Below are 23335 nucleotides of genomic sequence, written 5' to 3'. Positions count from 1 at the left end.
GGCAAATCGATGGCTAGGCATTATTTTTGTGCAAAGTTACCCAAAAAGAAACCTATGGCAATTATCATAACAGACGAATGTATAAACTGCGGTGCCTGCGAGCCAGAATGTCCTAATACGGCAATATATGAAGGAGCAGATGACTGGCGCTATGCAGATGGTACAGATCTGGAAGGAAATGTAGTACTACCTAACGGTAAGGAAGTAGATGCAAACGAGGCGCAAGAGCCGGTGAGCGATGAGATTTACTATATTATACCAGATAAGTGTACTGAGTGTAAAGGTTTTCACGAAGAGCCACAGTGTGCTGCCGTATGTCCAGTAGATTGCTGTGTACCTGATGATGATCACGTAGAAACAGATGAAGTTTTACTTGCAAAGCAAGCCTTTATGCATAAAGATGCATAGAGTATTATGATATTTATAATAAAAAAGCCACTCGTACGAGTGGCTTTTTTATGTTAGGCATATTGTCTTGATATGCAATGTTTTAGAATTATTATATAAAAAAAGACCAAACTGAATTAAGTTTGGTCTTTTAAATTATGTTGTTTTATTCTTAAAGCTGTGTAAGCTTCACATACATAGCATACTGCTCATCTGTGAGGTATGTCTTTAAGTTTCCGTTTTTACGACTTGCCACTTTGTCTAGTGCTGCTTGCTTGTCTGTCGCATTCATATTACTAGCTTTAAGTCTATCTTCTGTAGCTTTAAAACCTGTAAGAGTCTTTGCAACATTTGCCTTTTGCTCTGCTGTAAGGTTTAATTTTTGAGCAAGCATATCAATCTGGCTTACTTGTTCTTTTTGTACTGGCGCATTTGCAACTTTTTGTGCTTGTACGGTTGTCATACCAAGAAAAGCAACGATGGCTAGAGTGACTATTGATTTCATAATGTCTTAAAATTGTAGTTATTTATTTCTCTAAGAGTTCATTAATTAACTCTGTTGGTCTACCAATAACGCCATTTTTATCGAGAATTACAATGGGACGCTCAATTAATTTTGGATTTTCAATCATCGCAGCCACTATTTGAGCATCTGTGAGGTCTTTTCCTTTATAATCGCTTTTCCAGATGGCTTCATTTTTTCTAACGAGCTCTATGGGTTTAATATCAAGTATGTTTATAATCTCATTAAGTTGCTCTGTACTAAGAGAAGTATCAAGATACTTGACTATTTCAAACTCTTTTCCAGATTCTTCTAGCAATGCTAGACCTTGTCTACTTTTTGTACAACGAGGATTGTGATATATTTTAATCATTATATAATTATTGTAAAGTTACGTGTACACCTAGTGCTCTAAGTTGTACAGCTAGTGTTTGTGCATTTTTAAAATGAATTCCGGCTATGCCAGAGCGTTTACAGCCCTCAACATTGTTAAGACTGTCATCTATAAAAACAGCCTCTGCTGGATTAATATGATACCTGTCTAGCATAAGGTCGTAAATTTCTTTAAAAGGTTTGCGTGTACCCTCATCACCAGAGACTAGAATTCCTTCAAACCACTGCAGCCAAGGAAACTTTTCTAGCGCAACAGGAAAGGTCTCTCCGCTCCAGTTTGTTAATGCTAGAACTCTGTAGTCTGGATTATCTACTAGTTCTTTTAATATTTTGAGCGTGTCTAGGTGTGTAAAACCGAGCATCTCCTCCCAGCGACCATAATACATTTTTATGAGCTCTTCATATTCTGGAAACATCGCGATGCGCTCTTTGGTTGCTTTTTCTAATGGATAGCCTGCATCTTGATTTACATTCCAGTCCCAAGCACAAACGTGTTCTAAAAACCAGTTCATTTTCTCTCGATCGCCTCTAAATTCTTTGAGAAATACATACTCGGGGCTCCAGTCTATGAGAACGCCTCCTAAGTCAAATATGACGGTAGTGATTTTTGAATTTTCCATATAATTACTTTGTTATAAGGTGCGGTACATTATCTAGTTTCCAATCTATCACTAACCCTCCAGCTAGCGATCTTGCAATTTCTGCCCCGTAAAGAAGTTCGGTAAGATAGAGAGCGGCTTCAAAACTTTTTGCACCTCCAGCAGAGGTGATATACTTCCCATCGTGCACAAATAATACATCTTTCCTAATATCAAGATTAGGAAACGTCTCGCGCATCTTATCGATGTCACTCGGGAAGGTCGTAGAGACACTGTTGCCTAGTAAACCTGCCTTTGCTAGTACAAAAGCACCATCGCAATGTGAGGTTACATACATAGCTTCTTTATCTACTTTTTTTACAAAGTTAATGAGCGCTTCATCCTCCAGATCTGTATCTAGGTGATGCTCTGCACTTGGTACAACTAGTATATCTATTTTAGGTAGATCTTCGCTAGTATAGTCAAAGTCTGGTAGGAGATACATCCCCTCGAAGGTACGCACGGGTTGTAGGGTATTTGCTACTGTAAAAACATTCATCGCTTTTATATTTTCTCTATAAATAGTATGCTGAAAAATGTCAAAAGGTGCCGTAAGCTCTGTGTTAAAAGTGCCATCCATAATTAAGAAGGCTACATTGTAGCGCGTTGAGTCTAGTACTGGTTTTGCTTTCGCGAAAGCGTTATCAACCTTATTAGTAACAGCGGGCTGTTCTATAGTTTTAGGTTCTGTATTGCAACCTATTAATATAAGCGTTGTAAGTAGTAGTATATAGTATTTCATTAGGTTCTCTTTTTAATGATAAAGATACGAGTTCTCATAGGGTTTCTTTGGCAAGCATTCTCTTTACAATGTAGAGTAGGAGCCAGGCAATAAGCGTGAGCCCTATTAAAAATATCCAAGTGGTCTGAAAGCCGTAATATGCAGTAATTTGCATCCCGCTGTTGTGACCAAAAATATGAGCTACAGAAAATGACATACTGTAAACACCCATATATGCTCCTTGTCTTCCTAGCTTAGATCTGTCTAACGCAAATTTGTTGCTAAAAGGGAAGGAAATCATCTCTCCAAAGGTTGCGATTACCATACCTATCACAACAACACCTACCCAAGTCTCCCATAGTAGTAATAGAAAACTTGCGCCCGTCATAAGCAAACCTACAATGGTGCTTTGCACATTAGTAAGTTCTTTTTTTTCCATCCAGGCTATGAGTGGCATTTCAAACACAACAATGAGTGCGCCATTAAGCGCTAGTATGAGACCTATGGCGTCTTCATCAAGTTTATAAGCATCCTTGTAATAAAGCGGTACAGTAGAAAAATATTGTACAAATATGATCCCAAAAAGCGCAAGTGCTATTAAGAATAATACATAAGGCGTATCCTTAAGAGGTTTTACAGGATTCTGAACAACTACTTCTTTATCTAACTCTTTAGTCTTTTTAGGGTTGAGTACTTGCATCATAAGTACACCCGCAAGCAAGCAGGTGATACCGTCTACATAAAACAATGTCTTATAGCCAGCGAGTGCTATAAGAAAACCACCTATAGCTGGCCCCACAGAAAACCCTAAATTTATTGCGAGCCTAATGAGTGTTAATGACCGGGTTTTATTTTCTGGTTTTGAGTAGGCGCTTAGTGCTACAAAAAAAGCAGGGCGTCCCATATCTGCCACAGCAATAAGAACAAAAAATGAAATACACATCATCCAGAAACTCTCTACGTGCATTACCCATAAAAAGTTAATACCAGTAAGGAGCAGGCTTAATAAGATGACTTTGTAATACCCTATTACATCACTTAGTTTACCGCCTATCCAAGCGCCAGCAAAAGAACCTAGACCGTACGAAGTCATTATCCAGGCGACGTCTTGTAGGCTAAAATGTAAACTCTTATTGAGATAAATAGACAAGAACGGGATAACCATCGCTCCAGATCTATTAATGAGCGTGATGAGTGACAGCCACCAGATCTCTCTTGATAGGCCATCAAAGGTTTTAAGGTAATTGCGTAGCAGTGTTTTCATACTGTTGGTTGGTTAGCTTGTTAAGACCTACGCTTGCCCATAAATATAAAGAGTCCAGCGTGGTGGCCGGACTCTTTAATATCGTTACTTCTTATAATCATATAGTGACAACATATCAAGTCTGGCGCAGCAGTGTGCACGAGGTAAGTTTATATGTTGTGACTAAATTCATAATGTGGTGTAAAGTTATAAAAATAATTGAGTTGAGTACGCTTTCGCGAAAGCGTAATACGTTTCTATTATAATGTCTCTTCTCTCTTTATTAATTCTGCCTTGATTGCTTTTTTAGACATAAACTGCATAGGCAATGTTGCCGAACAGCATAAGCCTACCGCTAGTGTTGCTATAAATGTGGCATTATCGTCCTTTGTGAGCATACCATAAATAGATATGCCTATAAGTAATGATAAAATGATGAGTAGGGCAACAATGAGCACCTTAATCATATTTAAGTTAGAGAGCAGTTGTGCCGTTGTCTTTGTTGAATAATCTATTTTCATTATCTGAAATTGAGTTTTTTAATAAATATTACATCTCGCTCCCGAAGAAAATAGCGTTCATAAGCAGTTTGTTTGTTCCATACCAGAAGGCTCTAAAGTTTGTGTTATCTGTAAATAAGATAACCTCACCACGACCCGTACTCTGGTGCACAAATGGTCTTGTCTCTGGGATAGCTTTAAGGTTAATTTTTGATATGTAACCAGCTTGTAGCGGTGATTTAGTATACTGTATAGGGTTCTTGTAACTTGTAGAGTCTGCTTTTATAAATAGCGTAGTGTTTCTAAAAAGAGATACTTTATCACCCGTATATCCAAAGTTAATAGGGTGTGAGCGATCTTGCTTTGCTTCAAAAATTGCACCTCCTATTACTTGTGCTCCTGTAAAATCTCTACGTTGCTCAAAGCTCACGTTTTTTGCAGGGTTTTTAGTTTTTACAAAATCTATGTCTAGCATCTTATTTCTTTCAAACCAGTTTGCTACGTTTTTATAACCTATGAGGGTTCCTCCAGATCGTACCCACTGTTTTATCTTATCTGTGTTGCCTTTGTTTATAGCATTACCCCATAAATTAGGTAAGATAATGTCTGTATATCTAGACAAGTCTGCACGACCTAAATCTTTAGTATCAATTTTTGTGATACGCATATTGTAACGAGTGTCAAATAGGTGCCACATCTCTCCCGCATCATACGGGTTGATACCTTCACCTACTATCATTGCCACGCGAGCAGGCTCTAATGCTCTAAACTGGTTACTACCAAGATCTATACCTTCTGTGAGGCCAGTACTTACTGCCTTGATGGTTACATTTGCATCTTGTGCCACTTCGTTTATAAAACTCGCTAGTTCTTGCTTATTGAGCGATTGATTTTGCACAGGTATCATAATGGTACCATAGTCATAAGGGATGCCTTCTATACTAAATTTTTGCATACCCACCTTTGCTCTTATACCTTTATTAAGTATGGTATTGAGGGCCTTAGGGGTGTAGTAATCGTGCCACTCCATAAGGTATGCATAGGTACTAGTACCTACAGTTGGGGCAGGTTTTCTTTTTAAATCTTGTATCTCATTGCCTGCTTTGCTTAAAGATGCATTTTCTGTAAAATCTACACCAAAAGAGAGTGGGAAAGACCAAGCACTTATATCATAAAACAAACTATCTTGAAAGGTGGTACGCTTTTCAAACATCGCTTTTATGAGGCGGCTCTGTCTTTGGTTTTTTGGGACGATGTAGCTCATTCCTTTTTTAAAGTTTGCTCCATCTTGCGAGAAGTCTTGTGCTACTTCGTGTACTTTTATTTGATGTCTTTTAAGGACCTCTGCTAGGTGATATGCGCTACCTGCATCTTTCTCACTACCAAAAGCATATGCGCCACTTCCTTTTTCGCCACGAGCGTTCTTAAAAAAGTCACGTTGATAGTCTAGTAATTGCTTGCGCATACCTTGCGCAGCCTCAAGGGTAGATAATATAGCTGTAAACTGGTTGCGTATCGTAAACGGAAACTCAAGTAAACCGTTTTCTGTTTCTTGAGCGTGGCCACGGCTACTTCCTTGCTCAAAGAGAATACCTATACCACCATTAATATCTGGAAAGGTAGATCCTTTACCGTAATAGAAATCATCAAAACTCTCTTCTGTATAGTAAAAGCTACCTATTTTATCTAGTGCTGCTGCGTGGTAGTTTCCTATTTGCTTTGTGAGTTCTTGGTTAAGCGCAGGTGTGAGTGGGTGTGTACGAGATTGTATACCTGGCTGAAAGAAAAAGCTACTGTTAGATCCCATCTCGTGATGATCTGTAAGAATGTTAGGATACCAGTTATGAAATGTCTTAATACGCGCTCTTGACTCTGGTAGTTGTACTGGAAGCCAGTCTCTATTCATATCAAACCAGTAGTGGTTAGTACGACCACCTGGCCATACCTCGTCATACTCGCGGTCTTGAGGGTCTGCATTTATGTTTATACTCTTATTTGTATTTGCCCAGTAAGCAAAACGCTGTAAACCATCTGGATTAAAAGATGGGTCAAAAAGTATAATGGTGTTATCTAGAAGTGTATCTATTTTAGGTCCTTGAGCGGCAGCGAGATAGTATGCAGCTATAAGCCCTGCATTTGCGCCAGAAGGTTCATTACCGTGTATAGACATCCCTTGGTATACTACAATAGGCATATTGCTTGTACTCAAGCTAGCACTGCCATCTTCTACCAGTTTTACGTGTTCCTTGCGTATGTTTTCAATATTGGAGTGATTACTAGGTGAGGTGACCGTTAGTAATAAAATAGGTCTTCCCTCAAAGGTAGTTCCTCGACTTTCTATAGTCATACGGTCACTTGCTGCTGCAAGCGTGCGCATATATTCTGATAACTTGTCGTGACTCACGTGCCACTCTCCAGGTGTGTAGCCTAAAACACTTTCTGGTGTAGGAATATTTGGATTGTAAGTGACATCTGTAGGTAAATAGTAATCCATATCTACCTTTCCGCTTTGTGCGAGTGTAGATATGCTACTTAATAGTAGGGTAATAAGTACGAGTAGTAAGCGCATTCTATAAGCTATTTTTTGAGTTGTTAGACTCTAAAAATAAGCAAAAGAACTAACGCCTGCACGTAACAATTGTTAACTAAAATATGGAGTTGTATTGGATATGAACACAAGACTAGCGCTCTAGTTTATCTAGATAGCCACAAGCAGCTCCTATAATGCCAGCGTGATTCTTAGTTTTTGCCGCAACAATAGGAATATCTGTAGTAAGATATCTTTCAAACTCTGCCATATGCTTACTTATACCACCGCCTATTATGTAATGGTTAGGTGTACATATTAATTCTACATTTTTAAGAAAGAAATTAAAGCGCTCTGCCCACTCTTTAAAAGTGAGTTTTTCTTCCTTTCTTACAGAGTTTGCTGCATACTTTTCAATAGGTTTCTTCTTATATGGAATACGGCCAAATTCAAAATTTGGGATGAGTTTACCGTTATAGCAAAGTCCAGAGCCTATACCTGTACCCACTGTAATCACGGCTACCAGACCTTTTAAATCTTTTCCGGCTCCGTATCTAACTTCGGCGAGACTTGCGGCATCTGCATCGTTTATAACAGAGCAAGGTAAACCGGTTTTTTCAGAAAAAAGTTCATCTATCTGTACACCCATCCAGCTCTTGTGCATATTACCATATGCCATAGCTTTACCATCTACGATAACGGTAGGAAACCCTATTCCTATAGGTCCTGTCCAGTTAAAGTGATCTACGAGTTGCTGTACACAATCTGCTACAGCCTTAGGTTTTGCAGGGCGCGGGGTTTCTATTCTAAAACGTTCACCTATGTACTCTTCTGTATCCAGATCTACTGGGACACCTTTTATTCCCGTTCCGCCTATGTCGATACCTAATATCTTCATCTATGATGGTTTTTGTGTGGCGAAAGATAGGAATTTTTGAATAATATAGAAGTGGGGTGGGTGAGTCCGCTTTCGCGAAAGCGTAACCTTATAGAATCAGATACTTAGAGTACTTCTTCTTGTTCTGAAGGTTTTTCTTTACCATATTCTTGTTTGTAAATTTTTACAATAAGTAGAAAAATACTCACTACAATAGGTCCAAAAATGAGACCTATAAATCCAAATAAAGGCACACCTACGATAACTCCTATAATGGTAATAAGTGGGTGAACGTCTGCCAGTCGTTTTTGAATCACGAGTCTAAAAAGATTATCTGTAGAGCCTACTACGACCGTACCATAGATAATCATCACGATGGCTTGCCAGATGTCACCAGCAGCGTATAGAATGATACACACTGGTACGATACCTAAGGCGGTACCTACAAATGGTATCATAGACCCAACGGTGACAATTGCAAACCAGAAAAAGGGATCTTCTACGCCAAGTATTAAAAAGCCTATAAGTGCCACAAGTCCCTGTAGTAATGCTACTAGTGGTATGCCTATGGCATTTGACTTTACAAGCTCCTGGCTATCTTTACCTATGAGTTTTAAGTTTTTCTCACTGAGGGGTATATACTCGAGCATAGACTCTCTAAAAGTCCTTCTATTAGTAAGCATATAGTACAGCATAAAATACATAAGACCTATGGCGATAAATACATTAAAGGTCCCACCGGCGAGCCCTTGAAGATTACTACTTATCCAGTCTGTTACAGAACTGGTGTCTATGGAGCTTGCGATATCGAGACCAAAGCGAGACTCTATATCTGCCATTTCTGTTTTTACAATGTTTATGACTTTGCCACTATTTTCTACCGCTTTACTAATTTTTGAGGTGAGCATTAATACAAGTCCAGCAATAGGTACTAGTATTACAAGAAATGAGCCTGCCATAAGAACGCAAGCGGAAACGCTAGAGTTCCATTTTCTTTTTTTTACTAGATATTCTTGCCATTTACGTAGTAAAACAAAGAGTGTAATCGCACCTAGTATACCTGATAGATAGGTTGCCATCTCTTTAAATATTAACCACCCAAATAGGATGATTAAAAAGATGATAAAGAACTGTCGTAAAAGGTTAGGTTTGAGTGTTTGCATATATTATTTGGCAAATATTTGAGAGTCGTCTCTAAAGGCTTTAAACTCAAGCGCGTTACCGCAAGGGTCATAGAAGAACATTGTAGTTTGCTCTCCCGTTAGACCTTTAAAGCGTACATAAGGTTCTATTACAAAATCTACGTGTGGTGTGATTTTTTCGGCAAATGCTTCAAAATCTTCCCAAGCGAGTACAACTCCAAAATGAGGAACAGGTACCGCTTTACCATCTACTTCATTATGGACTTCATCTACAGTAGATTTTTCCTTGTAATGAATCACTAGCTGGTGACCGAAAAAGTTGAAATCTACCCAGTGGTCGCTGCTGCGGCCTTCAGGTAGGTCAAGTATATTGCGATAGAAGGCGCGTGCTTTTTCTAAATTATCTACAGGTATAGCGAGGTGAAATGGTCTTGTACTCATTTTTAGTATAAAATTGAATTACTAAGCTACGCACAATTTTTTTTATTTATCTAGTGTATCTGTATCTTTTATATGTTTTAATAGAGAGATACCAGAGAAGAAAAAGATCAAACCTAATATAGTAAATGCCCACGGACTTATACCTGTTTCTAGACTCCCGAAAATTCCAAGAACTCCTAAAACAAGTAATATTGCTCCCGCAACTAGTGCTATGACGCCTATAAGTTTGATCATTTGACAGTATTTGTTATTTATAAAATTAAAGGTAAAGAGATATGACCTTTTACCGTGATGGCTTAACACGTTATTACAAGATTATTAATAGCACTTTGTGAATTTGGATTAAATTTTAAGAGGGTTTAAGAAATGCTGTGACCAATTGTAAGTTTATAGAGGTGGTTTTCTATAAATTTGCGTTTTTTATAATATGAACCTTCAGAAAGATACATCACGTGATTACTAAGCGTATTATTCCTTGTTTAGATATTAAGGACGGTAGAACTGTAAAGGGAACAAACTTTGTAAACCTTAGAGATGCTGGTGATCCAGTAGCACTTGCAAAGATCTACTCAGAGACTGGAGCAGATGAGCTTGTGTTTTTAGACATATCTGCTACAGAAGAACGTCGTAAGACCCTTGCAGATCTAGTGTTAAGAGTGGCCTCTCAAGTAAACATACCATTTACCGTAGGGGGTGGAATATCGTCTGTAGAAGATGTAGATATCTTATTACAGAATGGTGCAGATAAAGTTTCTATAAACTCTAGTGCTGTAAAGAGACCAGAACTCATTAATGAGCTTGTAGCAAAATTTGGTTCTCAATGTATTGTTGTAGCTATAGACGCAAAGTATGTAGAAGGAGAGTGGATTGTACATCTAGTAGGAGGAAAGGTGCCTACGGAGTACAACCTCTTTGACTGGGCAAAAGAAGTAGAAGAGCGCGGTGCAGGTGAGATCCTTTTTACCTCTATGGACAATGACGGTACAAAAGATGGTTTTGCAAACGAGGCGCTAGCCAGACTTTCTGAAAGTCTAAATATCCCAATAATTGCAAGTGGAGGAGCGGGAAATATGCAACACTTTGCAGATGCTTTTACAGAGGGTAAGGCAGATGCAGCTCTTGCAGCCAGTGTTTTTCACTTTAAAGAAATAGAAATTCCAAGTTTAAAAGAAGAGTTAGCCACGCAAGGGATTGCGATGAGATTATAACTTTTACCAGATATTACAAGCAATGAAAATAGATTTTGATAAGTATGAGAATGGTCTTGTTCCAGCAATAATACAAGATGTAAGAACTAAAAATGTGTTGATGCTAGGCTTTATGAATCTTGAGGCTTATGAGAAAACACTTGCTTTAAAAAAAGTTACTTTTTTTAGCCGTTCTAAAGGGAGACTTTGGACTAAAGGTGAAGAGACTAAAAACTATTTACATCTTGAAAATATTGCGGTAGACTGTGATAATGATACACTACTAGTACAAGTAACCCCTCAAGGACCTACTTGTCATAAAGGTACAGATACTTGCTGGGGAGAGACTAACAAGGTAAATTTTGGGTTTTTATCAAAACTCGAAGAAGTCATAGAAGATCGCTGGAATACTAAGGATACAGCAGACTCTTATGTTGCGTCACTCTTTAGAAGTGGGATTAATAAAGTAGCTCAAAAGGTAGGAGAAGAGGCCGTAGAGGTGGTTATTGAAGCAAAAGATGATAACGATCACCTATTCCTTAATGAAAGCGCAGACCTCTTGTTCCACTATATGGTTTTATTACAGGCAAAAGGGTTTCACCTACGTGATATAGAAAAAACGCTTATTGCTAGACATAAATAAGTTGAGTTAAGAAAACGCCAGACTACAAAAAATACTAGAACGTATCTCTTGTTTTAATATAATCTAGTGTTTGCTTAATCCAGTCTTCATTATACTCTAGTACAATGTCTGGTTGTATCCCTACATATTCATAATCTATATATTTATGAAAGTTCATATCTGTGGGATAAATGGCAAATAGACCAGAGGGACTCTCTAAGAGCTTACCATAATTAGATCCATAAGCTATCGCACCGTAGGTACGCATACCTAAGTGAGTGGTGTTTTTTAAACTCTTTAATTTGAGGGTAAATTGCTCACTATTACTGGCAGACCAGAAGTTGGTAATGACATAAACATTTGCTTTACTCTTTTTAAGTATTTTATAAAACGGATCAGAATATTTTGAGTTACCGCCTCCATTATTACGTAAGTCTATAATTATGTTTTGAGCCGTAATTTTTGATTTATGAGAGTTGTAAAATGAAGTAAAAGCAGCTACATTTTCTTCACTATTAGAAAACGAGCCCATATATAGGTATTGTGTATTAGGTGAGATTTGTTTAAAATACCAATCCCCATTCTCTTTGCTCACAGCCGTATATGGACTTGCATTTTCTTTTTTAAGATGCCATAATGTACCATTGTGTAAATATAAAGCCCTTATAAATCTCAGTGTTCCTCCCGGTATATCACTAGTCATAACATCATACATACCCTCTCCATTGGGAATAATCGTGTAAGCAATTTGACCTGGGATCCATAAAGGCGACTGTGAGGCTAGTACCACACCGCTATAAAGGTTTCCATTCTTTACAACACCTATTGTAAATACACCTTCCCTCTGGTAAACGCCCTCTACACTTCTGGAAGGTGCTTTTTCGATTTCCTTTTGTAGAGAAGTGAGCGATTCATACCTAGGGTAATTTGTAAATGATTTACTTATACGGTATTGGTTTATATCTTTATCTGTCAGTAAGGTGCTAGCAAGTATACTCGGTTTTATATGCTTGATATGTGCGTGTTTATCCTTAACCTGAGAGAGTAATATATTAAGAGCTCTATAGCACTCAGCAATAGGCATACTCGTTGTCACCTCTTTACTTAATTCGTTTAAAGTTTGCTCATAGGCTTCTTTGTGATCTCCTTTTATTTGCTTTTTAAAAGAAGTCATTTCTGTAATGTGAGAATCTATAAAAGCAAGCTCATCTTTACAATTACAGGTTTGTTGTGATTGCGCTTTCGCGAAAGCAAAAAAGACAAAGAATAGTAAAAGAAAGTTAGAAATTGAGATTTTCATAACGCTTTATTTAAAGAAGTTGAACAATTATTTGATGCAACAAATCTAAACTTGAATATGCTTAAATCTCCTTATATAATGGGTCTTGGGGCGAAATGCCGTTAGTTTGTGGCGAAACTAAACGCCTCTTTTACTTGTGAGATATAGGTTTTTGAAACTGGAACAAAAATATCGTGTGTAAGTATAACTCCTAGCTTGTTATTTTGTGTTTTCAGAGAGGTAAAGTGGGCTCTGTTTATAAGATATGATCTATGTGTGCGCAGTAGTTGCGTATGTTCTTTTTCTAGTCGTGATAACCTAGCACGCACCAGTTGTTTTTTTAAAATACCTTGACTTTGATAATGAACTTCTACATAATTATCAGATGCTTCTAGTAAGATCAAATCAGACTCTAGAAGTCTTATACCCTCATAATTACCATCACCAGATATAAAAAGTTTAGAATTTTCTATTTTCTTATTTGCATACTTACCTAAGGCATATCTAGCGATAGCTACTATAGGAAATATGACTAGTACGGCTGGTAAAAATATTGAGGTAAAGTAATAGCCTAGAGAGTATGGGTTAGGCTCATTAAAAACCACCACATATAGGTAAAAGCACCGCATCACGATAAATGTAATCGTTATAAACATTGAGAAAAAAAGCAGCTCGCTTAATAGTGTCCATTGTTTATTTTTATGCTTGTAGAGACGCTTTTGCATAGGATAAATACCTAGATAACATATCGCGGCAAGCATACCATATAGCGGGAGGTAAATGAGTTTTTCGCTTGTTTTAAATTGATTTACATCAAGCGGTTCTGTGAGAAAGAGAAATGCAAATACCCAAATAGCCAGCCCTAATGCAGTAAATAGATAGCTGCTAAATTTTTGGTCAAATGGATATTTTTGCAAGACTTTAATTTTGCTTCAATTTATGAAGTACATCATTACCAGTCAAGTGTCCTTTAAAATTTACCACCATACCACAAAAGCTTTATCAACTGTGGCGTCATCTTTTTGTATCCATACAAGAGGTGCCCTCTTGAGCGTATGTTTTTCTCTTATAATAGCTAGTGCCTCTTTGTGATTGAGCCAGTTTACTTCATTATATGGCTCGTGTAACCACTCTGGCTTAGTAGTTATATAGTATCTGTAATCTAGAAAGGATGCGGTGCAAAAGTCATCTAGTTGCATCCAGTAACCTATTATGGCACGAGGATTTATTTCCTCTGGGAGTATTACGTTTTTATTATAGGGCGTAAAAAGTTGACCCATAAAAAGTGTGCATTGTTCTAGTTGCTCTGGGTTAACATTTATAGACTGTAGCGCGTCAAGTCCTTCTGCAGAGTAGGCAAGAGGTAGTTGCCTATCTCTTGTTTTTTGCACTTTTAGGTAGAAGTGATCTTTTCGGTTGGGTCCCATAAGTTGATGTATGGGGCTAGCAACCGTAGTATCTATAATGTAAAATTTATAGGTAAGCTCAATGTGTATTTTTACGCTTTCGCGAAAGCGGTCTTCTACCACAAAATCAAGTTCACCTAGTGTTATTTTATCTCGCTTAATCTGGATGTTGTGAGCGAGCACGGTATATCTTTCAGAATGATCTAAAAGTTGTTTGAAGATATATTCTACCTGGTGGCCTAATCTTAAATGAGGTGGTATTGTCGTGGCGCTGAATGTAGATAAATCAATACGAGGTATTTCAAATTGAGTAAGGGAGAATTGCGTGCCCGTCCACAAGGTAGGCGTGTTAAGAAAACCAGCATATTGCTTCATCGTCTAAAAATACTCATTGTAAACATTTACAAACAAAAAAAGCCATCACAATAATGTGACAGCTTTATATAATATGTAGTGGCTCTTATTTTAACCACCCTTTTGATGCACTATACTTACTCCACCAGTATTCAAAAATAGCGAGGAGTATAATGATAAGAGGAAATATAAGACCAGCTCCCACACCAAAAAGTTCCATCGCATTGGCAAAGCCTATATTATATACTGTGTGTATAATAATAGCAATAAGTGATATTGCATAGATACGCACGGCACCTACTTTTCTGGCAAGTAGTAATATTGCAGCTAGAAGCCCACCTATAGTAGAAATTCCATAAAGTATCTTAGACCATAAAGGAGTTGCGTTTATGGCAGCCATTTGCTCTTCATTATAAGCGCTTGCAATCATATCTGTAAAGAAGTTGTCTACTATAAAGGCACTAGCCCCCATTAAATTCCAGAGGAGGAGCACAATACCAATAATCCAGAAAAGTGTAGAAGGTTTTTGTGTAGTCGTCATAATAATTGGTTTTAGTTATTTGAGTTTTAATTTACAATTATTTTTTAATTATCAATCTAAAATTAAAATGAGGCAGCTATTTTTGAAGGATGTTTGATAAGCGATACTACTATCTTTTAAAGATTCAATACTTAGGTTTTAGATACCACGGCTGGCAGAAGCAGCCAGATGTTCTCACTGTGGAGCGTATGATGGAGCGTACCTTTTCCTATGTGCTTGATCGCAAAAATTTTAAACTATTGGCTTCTGGCAGAACAGATGCAAAGGTCTCTGCAAATGTGGCTTATGTTGAGTTGTTTTTAAATGATAGCCCACTACCAGCAGAAGGTTTTCTTACGTTACTTAATGATAACTTACCGCAAGACATACGCTGTCTTCAAATTACTCAGGTAGATAAAAAATTTAATGTGATGGATGCTCCCATCGCAAAGGAATATGTGTATCTTTTTTCTTATGGAGAAAAGAATCATCCATTTGCCGCACCTTATATGATTAATATAGCGGGTGATCTAGACATCGAGCTTATGAAGGAGGCTGCAAGGCTTTTTGAGGGAGAGCACGATTTTAGATCGTATGCTTATAAGCCTAATCCACAAACTCAAACTATTGGTCACGTACTATCATCTACAATTGAGATTAATGATTTGTATACCGCTAGCTTCTTTCCAGAGGAGAGTTATGCTTTTCGCGTAAGCGGTAAAGGGTTTAAGCGCCACCAGATACGTCTTATGATGGGTGCGCTTTTTGATCTAGGGCAGGGTAATATTGATCTTGAGTTTTTTAAAAAGACACTAGATGCTAGTAATGATATTAAGCTCACACGCATTGCCCAGGCAAGCGGTTTATTGTTGCAGGACGTTCAGATTTAACATTCTTAACAGCTTTGCAAGTCATTTAATAAAGGTTTAACCCTGAGCCAGTTTATCTTACCATCTCTTTAACGGCGAGGGTAAGAGCCTCACAGTATCTTTGTTTCATAATTAATTGTTTAACTAAAAAGAAGAAAGATTATGACAAAGAGAGTAGCAATATTAGCAACAGACGGATTTGAAGAGAGTGAATTAAAATCACCACTTGAGGCGATGAAAAATGAAGGTTTCACCGTAGATATAATAAGTGAAAAAACAGGAACCATAAAAGGATGGGCAGACGGTAACTGGTCTGGTGAGTATGATGTAACAGACACAGTAGATAACGTGAGTGCAAAAGATTATAATGCACTAATGCTACCTGGAGGAGTTATTAATCCAGATAAATTAAGACGTAACGATGACGCGCTTATTTTTATAAGAGACTTTTTCAAACAAAGCAAACCAGTAGCAGCTATATGCCACGCGCCGCAATTACTCATAGAGGCAGATGTAGTAAACGGGAGAACGATGACATCGTTTAACAGTATTAAAACCGACCTTAAAAATGCGGGAGCACTGTGGGTAGATAAAGAAGTGGTAGTAGACGAGGCACTCGTAACAAGTCGTAACCCTGGAGATCTAGAAGCTTTTAACGCTAAGCTCATTGAAGAAATAAAAGAAGGAAAGCACGAATTACAACACGCGTAATTCAGGTTTGATTTGATTGATGATTGAAATAGCCACCACATTTTGTGGTGGCTATTTTTATTTATATAAGTAACTTAGACAACCTAAAGACATTATATGATTACAGCTGTACCTAAGGCTTCTCTCACATTTCTTAAAGATCTTAAGAAGAATAATACACGTGAGTGGATGGCAGACCATAAATCTCGATATCAAGATAGTGAGAAGGTTTTAAAAGACCTCTATGCTACTATTAAAACGGGACTCAATGAAACTGATGACATTGAGAAACTCAAAGTCTTTCGAATTAATCGTGATATACGATTTAGTAAGGACAAGACGCCTTATAATGTGCATAGGTCTGCAAGTTTTAGTAGGGCGGGAGCGCACAGGCGTGGCGGTTATTATCTTCGTATTGAACCGGGAGACAAATCTGTTATAGCCGGTGGTTTCTTTAATCCAGAAAAGGAAGATCTCAAGCGCATACGCACAGAGTTTCATCTTGATGCTAGTGACATAAGAGATATACTTAATGATTACGCTTTCGCGAAAGCGTTTCCTAATGGATTTGAAACCACAAATGCTGTAAAAACTGCTCCACGAGATTTTGATAAGAATGACCCAAACATTGACCTTATAAAACTCAAAAGCTTTGTGGTGCGCAAGGAGTTTACAGATAGGGAAGTAATGCAAAGTGATTTTAGTGAGACGGTTGTATCTCATTATAAACTACTACGACCATACTTTGATTATATGAGTGACGTGCTCACAACAGATCTCAATGGCGAGTCCATATTATAAATTACTTCTTTTTCCTTTTATCCCTCACACGTTTTCTGTTTACAAAGTATACTACAATAAGTAGTATGGGTAACGCAATAAAGATTATGAGCTCTAGAGGTGATGAGGGGTCTATAGGGCTATTATTTTGCGGTTTTGGTATGTCTGTAGGTATTTGCATTAACTAGCTTTAATAAGTACTTCATTTGGGTTATCAAAGAGTTGCACTTGGCTTATAAGGCGTTCTCTTAAGAGATTTGCCATTCTTTTATTAAGTGCAGATGAGTTTTGTATATAAATAAGATACTCCTCTACAGTAAACTGTCCTATTATCATTCCTTTAAGGCTGTTACGGAATTTCATATCCTTATTAACAGCATTTTCTACATAATCAAGTCGCTTCTCAAGAGATAGGTTATAAAACACATTTTTCCTTTTTGAAATGTAGTTTCTAAACATTTCTATAAGCAGTGGATTTTGCAATTTTACAACCGGCCGGAGTGTAATGTTTTGAAATCGCTCCTCATCACTCATTTGATCGTTAATACGTGCTTTTGGAATTTCTGGACGTATTCTCTTGATATCATTAGGTCTATCATTCATAACTCCTGTGTTTTCTTTAAAGTTAGGTAAACGTATTGCGCTTTCGCGAAAGCATACCTAATACTTCTCAACACCTTATTAACGAGCAAAGCCCCCGAAAAATCGGAGGCTTTGCAATTAACACTTAAAGTAATCTATAATCGATTAGTTAAGTTTAAAAGTTACTCTTCTTACTAACTGACGAGCAGGAGCAGAGTTTTTGTCTACAGAAGCATCTTCACCGTTACCTGTTGCAGTAAGACGGCTAGCAGAGATTCCTGCAGCTACCATAATATCTTTTACTTTTTGAGCTCTTCTCTCAGAAAGACGTTGGTTAGTTGATGCGTTTCCAATCTCGTCTGCATAACCTACAAGTTGAGCAGATGCACCAGCGTTTTCAGTCATATACTTAATAAGGTAGTTAATAGACTCAAGGCTGTAAGTTTCAGGCTTAGTACTATTGAACTGGAAGTATACGTTTACGTATCCATCTTCAATTAATTTTTTGATTACGTCATCTCCTGAAGCGATAGCTGGAGTAGAAGTAGGAATGTCGCTCTTCTTAGCATAACGATTATCTAACGTAGACTCTAACTCGTCTGGAACTCCATTTTTGTTTTGGTCTACAGCCACACCTTTAGTATTTACAGCAACACCAGAAACAGTGTTAGGCTCACGATCTAAATAGTCTGCAACACCATCTTGGTCTGTATCGATAAGATCTGTCTCAACTTTTGCTAGACGATTCTGTAAGTCCTCAATTTGCTCTTGAGCAACGTTATTGCTTGAGTACCAGTCTGCGTGCTTCTCTGCTTTACCTAGGTATATGTTTATACCTGCAGTTGCGTTTACATAAAAACCATCAAAACCTTTTGTTCCACCAGCTGGTGTACCGTTAAAAGTTAAATCTTGACGTACATTACCTACTGCAGTAAGATCTGCAACTAGAGCAATTCTATCAGAAATTCTTACCTGTGGAGTTACACCCACCATAAAGCTAAGCATCTGGTCTGCATCTCCAAAATCTCTCTCAACAGCTGGAGCATCTGTAGTTAATGCAGAATATCCCATACCACCGTGTACAAGCACGTTAAAAGTGTTAGTCCACTCTCTAAAACCAAGAATGTTTCCAGCGTTAATTACTCCTTCTAAAGAGAAGTTGTAAAGTGCTGTATTAAATTCATTACTATTATCGTCATTTTCAAAGCTATTGTAAGCAATACCTCCTTTAAGACCTACTTTCTCGTTAAACATATAGCGTACGCCACCTGTTACTGTATAAAGAGATGGAGTGTTTGTAAAAGAACCTCCAGAAACTGGACGAACTGGTTTGTTAACTCCTCCTGTAAGCTCTACAGACCACTTGTTGAAGTCAGTAGACATAGTCTCAGTACTCTCTTGTGCATTTGTTGCTAATTGCATTCCTACTAATGCGATTATAGCAAGTGTAATCTTTTTCATAAATGTTATTGTTAGTTCAAATTCAGCCGCAAAATTAATGTTTAATGCTGCTTAAACAAGAATATTCGTACTTATTAACGAAGATTTATCATATTCTTAACACGCTGAGTTGTAGCTTAATTACCTTTAAAAATTACAGACATAATCTGCCAATTCTTTATGAAATTTCACATTTTATAAAGAATAGTTAAAATACCGAGGGAACACGCGTTAATTATTATTAATAAACCGCTCCATTTAGTGCTATAAAAATACTTTTATAAAAAAAAGAATATGAAAAAGGAAACTACAACAGAATATATGATTAATCCACTTATAGAGAATAGATGGAGTCCAAGAGTTTTTGGAACAGAAGCCATTTCTGAAGAACAGCTAAGAGTACTATTTGAAGCGGGAAGGTGGGCACCAAGTTATAATAACCACCAGCCGTGGGTTATCATATGGGGTATTAAAGGGACAGAGGCATATGATCGTATATTTTCTTGTCTTGATGAGTTTAACCAGTCGTGGGCAAATAATGCGCAGGCACTTATGCTAGGCGGTTATAAAAAGACTACTCCAGATGGAAAAGATAATTTTCACGCGTTACACGATTTAGGTCTTTTTATGGGTAATGTATCTGTACAAGCACAACAATTAGGAATAGCGCTACATCAAATGGCTGGTGTAAATTATAAGAAAGCAATGACAGAGTTTGCTATGCCAGATAACTATCATATTGCCACGGCAACGGCTATAGGCTATTATGGAGGTGACTTAGATAAACTATCTGATGACCTTCAAGAAGAAGAGACAAAATTAAGATCAAGAAAATCTCAACATTCTTTTACTTTTAATGGAGATTTTAATGAGCAAATCTTTGAAATATAGTTGTAAGCTATTATAACAAAAAGGAGCCACTTTAATAAAGTGGCTCCTTTTTTATGAGATGAATTTTAAATTTTATACTTGTTGTTCATCATCAGTGTTAGGTGCTATTTCTGGCTCATCACCTACAGGATGCTTTTCTAACCCAGCCGAATCTACATCAATAAACTGTAAAACGTCTGATGGGGTTTCAACCTGCATAGCTTTTTTACCTTTAATAAGGATAGGTTTCTGTATAGCATTGCTATTGTTCTGTATAAAATGAATCCAGTCGTCATCGCTTAGCGTAGCATTTTTTGCAAAATCATCTACATCTGGATGATCCTTAGCAACAAGTTCATCTATACCAGCGCCTAACATATCTGCTACCTCGCTCCATTGGGTACCTGTAAGTCCAGCTTCTGATATATTAATCAGATTTACTTTACTCTCGCTACTCTTGGCATAGCCTATTACTTGTTTTCCTATACTGGAGTCTTGTGAATAAATCACTATAAGCTCATTATTATCTATTGCTAGTGTCATATCGGTTGGCATTCTTTTAGGTTTTAGTGGTGAGCTTGCATTTTTTCTTTTTTCTTTCTTAACTGCACTTCTACTTCATTTATCGCTTCCTTTAGTGAAGGGTAAAAGTCGTCAGAGCTATGCTCGGCAAATAATCTTGGACCAGGCATACTTATACGTACACCAGAAATTTTTCCCGTCTCGTCACTTGAAGTATTTTCAAGTTTAAAAAACACATCTGCTCTGTGTATAAATTGATATTTATCTGCAAGTTTTTCTAATTGCGCTTTCGCGAAAGCTTCTAACTCAGCACTTGCAGTTACGTCGTGATATTCAAATATTATTTCCATAGTTATCTATTTTTAATTTAATTAGTATTCTTATTAAAACTAAGCGGGAATTCCTTTACACCGCCATAGAGTTTAATTTCTTGTATATCTGCTGGCATATAATAGCCATCATCTTCTAGTGCTTCTTTTACTTTACGTACCACATTACCCTTTGTGATCATTGCTTGTTTTCTAAAGTCTTTAGTGTCTACCCAAAAGAAAACTTTAAGATTTACAGTACTTGTTGCAAGTTCATCTTCTATAACAAAGTTTTCGTGTATCTCGTCATTAATAACATTAGGCTCATCTGCAAGAGCTCTGAGTACGGTTTCTTTTGCACCTTCTATATTATCTTCATAAGCAATACCTATTACAAAGTCCCATCTGTAAAAACCATCTTCTGTGTAGTTTGTTACGGGCTCTGTGAGTACATCACTATTAGGTATATAAACATCTTTACCGTCAAAGGTTTTGAGCTTTGTATATCTTAAATCAAGAGTTTTTACTTTCCCAAAATTTGACCCTACCATAACGGTATCATCTACATCAAAGGGTCTATTAAACGCAAGAATAATACCTGCTATAAAGTTTTCGCCTATATCCTTAAATGCAAACCCTAGTACTACAGCACTTGCACCGGCAGCGGTGAGTATTCCCGTAGCTACTCCAGCAAGTCCCGCTGCGCGTAATGCCAGCATTATAGTAATTATAATTATCAGGTACTTAATAGCGGTGCCCAAAAATTTGCTCATTAAAGGATCGTCTGTTCTAGCCGATATTCTCTTTCTTGCAAAACGGCCTATCCATCCAGCTATTAACACTCCTAGCACAATAATGAGTACACCCATTGTGATTTGCGGTAGCTGTTCTATAAAGCTCTCTGTCGCATTATTAAATGCTTCAGAAATTGTAGTTGTAGTAGATTGTTGTATAATGCTCATAATAATGGTTGGTATTTTTAAAAGTACGTTTAAAGTTTGCAAACTTTCTTAAAACAAAACCAATTCACATTTTGTTAAGACCTTTTACCTATGTTGCGTTAAAATGCTCTTAACCATACACTCAATCCTTTACAGGCGGTGTAACTTTATAAAAAAATAGACGATGAATATTACTTCAACAAACCCATATAATAACGAAGAAGTTGCAACAATTAAAGCTTTTAATCTTCAAGAAATTGAAGAAACGCTTGCCTTAGCACAGCACACTTATTTAGAATGGCGTACCACAAGCTTTTCAGAACGTGCAGAGCATTTACACAATGTTGCCTTAGAGCTAGAAAAAAATAAGGAGGACTACGCAAAAACTATGACACTTGAGATGGGAAAACCTATATCTCAAGCCATCGCCGAGGTAGAAAAATGTGCTTGGGTATGTAGATATTATGCAGATAATGCTCCAGATCACCTCGCACCAAAAACTATAGAAACAGACGCTACAAAAAGTTATGTACGTTATGAGCCTATAGGCGTTGTGCTAGCCGTAATGCCTTGGAACTATCCTTTCTGGCAGGTTTTTAGATTTATAGCGCCTGCGCTTATGGCGGGTAATATAGGAGTACTTAAGCACGCTAGTAATGTGATGCAAAGCGCCCAGAATATCCAGAGAGTTTTTGAACGAGCAGGTTTACCTAAAGGCGTTTTTCAAAATATGCCCGTGGGTAGTGACCGTATAGAAAATATCGTGCGTGACGCTCGTATAAAGGCAATCACTCTTACTGGGAGTAAACCGGCTGGTGCTGCCGTGGCTAGTACAGCAGCTAGTGAGATTAAGAAATCTGTACTTGAGTTAGGAGGCAGTAATGCCTTAGTGGTTTTTGATGATTGTGATTTTGAGCAAACAGTTGCCACTTGTGTTCAGGCGCGTTTTCAAAACACGGGGCAGAGCTGTATTGCTGGTAAAAGACTCTTACTACACGATAAGGTATATGATAAATTTATGGACGCTTTCGCGAAAGCGGTAACACAACTAAAGTCTGGTGACCCTCTTGATAAAGATACCTACATAGGAGTAATGGCACGAGAAGACCTCGCTATAGAACTTGAAGAGCAACTCAAAGCTACGGTAGATGCTGGTGCCAAAGTGCTCGTAGGAGGTCACAGGCAAAAAGCATATTTTGAGCCTACGATTGTTACCGGAGTAACGCCAGAGATGAGTATCTTTAAAGAAGAAACCTTTGGGCCTGTGATAGGAGTGACCCGATTTACAGATGATCAGGAAGCTGTAGATCTTGTAAACCAGTCAGATTTTGGGTTAGGAGTATCAATTTTTACTCAAGATACGGCGCGCATAGAGAAGCTCATACCACTTTTTGACGATGGTGCTGTATTTGTAAATGATATGGTTAAGAGTAATCCTAACTTACCTTTTGGTGGGACTAAGATTTCAGGTTATGGTAGGGAGCTATCGCTAGATGGTATACAGGAGTTTGTAAATAAAAAAACGGTTTATATAAAATAGGTATCCGCTTTCGCGAAAGCGTAAAAATAAAAATCCCGATATGCAGTTGCACAT

The 23335-nt window shown here is 37.6% G+C and carries 29 protein-coding genes; 8 read left to right on the top strand and 21 right to left on the bottom strand.

What is annotated here, in order from left to right; all coding sequences use genetic code 11:
• Positions 1-54: 54 nt before the first annotated feature.
• Positions 55-408: a 4Fe-4S dicluster domain-containing protein gene (locus MED134_RS02970; protein WP_021778852.1), complete on the top strand. Its 354-nt coding sequence runs from the start codon at positions 55-57 to the stop codon at positions 406-408.
• Positions 409-559: 151 nt separating this feature from the next.
• On the opposite strand, the gene MED134_RS02965 is transcribed toward MED134_RS02970, so the two are convergent.
• The 11 genes from MED134_RS02965 to MED134_RS02915 all read right to left on the bottom strand — a co-directional run bounded on the left by MED134_RS02965 (position 560) and on the right by MED134_RS02915 (position 9605).
• Entirely contained in the window at positions 560-892 is a 333-nt protein-coding gene (locus MED134_RS02965) for a hypothetical protein (RefSeq protein WP_021778853.1), read from the bottom strand.
• Between the two features lie 22 nt (positions 893-914).
• Positions 915-1262, bottom strand: a complete 348-nt coding sequence (gene arsC / locus MED134_RS02960; RefSeq protein ID WP_021778854.1) for an arsenate reductase (glutaredoxin) — start codon at positions 1260-1262, stop codon at positions 915-917.
• Positions 1263-1269: 7 nt separating this feature from the next.
• Complete coding sequence (locus tag MED134_RS02955; RefSeq protein ID WP_021778855.1) at positions 1270-1902, bottom strand: HAD family hydrolase; 633 nt, start codon at positions 1900-1902, stop codon at positions 1270-1272.
• Positions 1903-1906: 4 nt separating this feature from the next.
• Complete coding sequence (locus tag MED134_RS02950; protein ID WP_021778856.1) at positions 1907-2662, bottom strand: DJ-1/PfpI family protein; 756 nt, start codon at positions 2660-2662, stop codon at positions 1907-1909.
• A gap of 34 nt (positions 2663-2696) precedes the next feature.
• Positions 2697-3905: an MDR family MFS transporter gene (locus tag MED134_RS02945; protein WP_021778857.1), complete on the bottom strand. Its 1209-nt coding sequence runs from the start codon at positions 3903-3905 to the stop codon at positions 2697-2699.
• Positions 3906-4144: 239 nt separating this feature from the next.
• The gene (locus MED134_RS02940) at positions 4145-4405 is read right to left on the bottom strand and encodes a hypothetical protein (protein ID WP_021778858.1); all 261 of its coding nucleotides are present in this window, start codon (positions 4403-4405) and stop codon (positions 4145-4147) included.
• Positions 4406-4433: 28 nt separating this feature from the next.
• Positions 4434-6953 carry a M14 family metallopeptidase gene (locus MED134_RS02935; protein WP_021778859.1) on the bottom strand — a complete coding sequence of 840 codons (2520 nt, stop codon included), beginning with the start codon at positions 6951-6953 and terminating at the stop codon, positions 4434-4436.
• Between the two features lie 112 nt (positions 6954-7065).
• A complete protein-coding gene (gene ppgK, locus MED134_RS02930) occupies positions 7066-7809 on the bottom strand; it encodes a polyphosphate--glucose phosphotransferase (RefSeq protein ID WP_021778860.1) in 744 nt (247 codons plus the stop codon).
• 104 nt (positions 7810-7913) lie between these two features.
• Entirely contained in the window at positions 7914-8951 is a 1038-nt protein-coding gene (locus tag MED134_RS02925; protein ID WP_021778861.1) for an AI-2E family transporter, read from the bottom strand.
• A 3-nt stretch (positions 8952-8954) separates the two neighbouring features.
• Positions 8955-9371, bottom strand: coding sequence for a VOC family protein (locus MED134_RS02920; protein WP_021778862.1), 417 nt, complete (start codon positions 9369-9371; stop codon positions 8955-8957).
• A 42-nt stretch (positions 9372-9413) separates the two neighbouring features.
• Entirely contained in the window at positions 9414-9605 is a 192-nt protein-coding gene (locus MED134_RS02915; RefSeq protein ID WP_021778863.1) for a hypothetical protein, read from the bottom strand.
• Between the two features lie 218 nt (positions 9606-9823).
• On the opposite strand from MED134_RS02915, the gene hisF reads away from it, so the two are divergent.
• Entirely contained in the window at positions 9824-10579 is a 756-nt protein-coding gene (hisF, locus tag MED134_RS02910) for an imidazole glycerol phosphate synthase subunit HisF (RefSeq protein ID WP_021778864.1), read from the top strand.
• Between the two features lie 22 nt (positions 10580-10601).
• A complete protein-coding gene (gene hisIE, locus MED134_RS02905) occupies positions 10602-11201 on the top strand; it encodes a bifunctional phosphoribosyl-AMP cyclohydrolase/phosphoribosyl-ATP diphosphatase HisIE (RefSeq protein WP_021778865.1) in 600 nt (199 codons plus the stop codon).
• Between the two features lie 34 nt (positions 11202-11235).
• On the opposite strand, the gene MED134_RS14645 is transcribed toward hisIE, so the two are convergent.
• From MED134_RS14645 to MED134_RS02885, 4 genes are all read right to left on the bottom strand, one after another.
• Positions 11236-12480, bottom strand: coding sequence for a S41 family peptidase (locus tag MED134_RS14645; protein ID WP_021778866.1), 1245 nt, complete (start codon positions 12478-12480; stop codon positions 11236-11238).
• 101 nt (positions 12481-12581) lie between these two features.
• The gene (locus MED134_RS02895) at positions 12582-13376 is read right to left on the bottom strand and encodes a LytTR family DNA-binding domain-containing protein (RefSeq protein WP_021778867.1); all 795 of its coding nucleotides are present in this window, start codon (positions 13374-13376) and stop codon (positions 12582-12584) included.
• 60 nt (positions 13377-13436) lie between these two features.
• Positions 13437-14240: a DUF1853 family protein gene (locus tag MED134_RS02890; protein WP_021778868.1), complete on the bottom strand. Its 804-nt coding sequence runs from the start codon at positions 14238-14240 to the stop codon at positions 13437-13439.
• A gap of 85 nt (positions 14241-14325) precedes the next feature.
• A complete protein-coding gene (locus tag MED134_RS02885) occupies positions 14326-14760 on the bottom strand; it encodes a hypothetical protein (protein WP_021778869.1) in 435 nt (144 codons plus the stop codon).
• Between the two features lie 89 nt (positions 14761-14849).
• On the opposite strand from MED134_RS02885, the gene MED134_RS02880 reads away from it, so the two are divergent.
• The 3 genes from MED134_RS02880 (at position 14850) to MED134_RS02870 (ending at position 17099) form a co-directional block, all read left to right on the top strand.
• The gene (locus tag MED134_RS02880) at positions 14850-15629 is read left to right on the top strand and encodes a tRNA pseudouridine synthase A (RefSeq protein ID WP_021778870.1); all 780 of its coding nucleotides are present in this window, start codon (positions 14850-14852) and stop codon (positions 15627-15629) included.
• 141 nt (positions 15630-15770) lie between these two features.
• Complete coding sequence (locus MED134_RS02875; protein ID WP_021778871.1) at positions 15771-16319, top strand: type 1 glutamine amidotransferase domain-containing protein; 549 nt, start codon at positions 15771-15773, stop codon at positions 16317-16319.
• Positions 16320-16415: 96 nt separating this feature from the next.
• Positions 16416-17099, top strand: a complete 684-nt coding sequence (locus MED134_RS02870; protein WP_021778872.1) for a DUF2461 domain-containing protein — start codon at positions 16416-16418, stop codon at positions 17097-17099.
• Between the two features lies 1 nt (position 17100).
• Here MED134_RS02870 and MED134_RS15165 read toward each other — a convergent pair whose 3' ends face one another.
• From MED134_RS15165 to MED134_RS02860, 3 genes are all read right to left on the bottom strand, one after another.
• A complete protein-coding gene (locus tag MED134_RS15165) occupies positions 17101-17259 on the bottom strand; it encodes a hypothetical protein (protein WP_021778873.1) in 159 nt (52 codons plus the stop codon).
• On the bottom strand, positions 17259-17681 hold the full coding sequence (locus MED134_RS02865; protein ID WP_021778874.1) for a hypothetical protein: 423 nt from the start codon (positions 17679-17681) through the stop codon (positions 17259-17261). Before MED134_RS02865 ends, MED134_RS15165 begins: the two co-directional genes overlap by 1 nt.
• A 144-nt stretch (positions 17682-17825) precedes the next feature.
• Entirely contained in the window at positions 17826-19121 is a 1296-nt protein-coding gene (locus MED134_RS02860; protein WP_021778875.1) for an OmpA family protein, read from the bottom strand.
• Positions 19122-19394: 273 nt separating this feature from the next.
• Between MED134_RS02860 and MED134_RS02855 the strand changes: the two genes are divergently transcribed.
• Positions 19395-19991 carry a nitroreductase family protein gene (locus tag MED134_RS02855; RefSeq protein WP_021778876.1) on the top strand — a complete coding sequence of 199 codons (597 nt, stop codon included), beginning with the start codon at positions 19395-19397 and terminating at the stop codon, positions 19989-19991.
• Between the two features lie 72 nt (positions 19992-20063).
• Here MED134_RS02855 and MED134_RS02850 read toward each other — a convergent pair whose 3' ends face one another.
• From MED134_RS02850 to MED134_RS02840, 3 genes are read right to left on the bottom strand one after another with little or no spacing between them, the layout of a single operon-like run.
• Positions 20064-20525: an arsenate reductase family protein gene (locus tag MED134_RS02850; RefSeq protein WP_021778877.1), complete on the bottom strand. Its 462-nt coding sequence runs from the start codon at positions 20523-20525 to the stop codon at positions 20064-20066.
• 11 nt (positions 20526-20536) lie between these two features.
• Positions 20537-20842 (bottom strand): ribosome hibernation-promoting factor, HPF/YfiA family, encoded by a 306-nt coding sequence (gene hpf / locus MED134_RS02845; protein ID WP_021778878.1) that lies wholly within the window; start codon positions 20840-20842, stop codon positions 20537-20539.
• Between the two features lie 17 nt (positions 20843-20859).
• Complete coding sequence (locus MED134_RS02840) at positions 20860-21762, bottom strand: mechanosensitive ion channel family protein (RefSeq protein WP_021778879.1); 903 nt, start codon at positions 21760-21762, stop codon at positions 20860-20862.
• 163 nt (positions 21763-21925) lie between these two features.
• On the opposite strand from MED134_RS02840, the gene MED134_RS02835 reads away from it, so the two are divergent.
• Complete coding sequence (locus tag MED134_RS02835; protein ID WP_021778880.1) at positions 21926-23281, top strand: NAD-dependent succinate-semialdehyde dehydrogenase; 1356 nt, start codon at positions 21926-21928, stop codon at positions 23279-23281.
• Positions 23282-23335 lie beyond the last annotated feature (54 nt).

It is taken from the genome of Dokdonia sp. MED134, from assembly GCF_000152925.2.
Taxonomy (GTDB): domain Bacteria; phylum Bacteroidota; class Bacteroidia; order Flavobacteriales; family Flavobacteriaceae; genus Dokdonia.
This window is presented reverse-complemented; position numbering and strand designations above follow the sequence as displayed.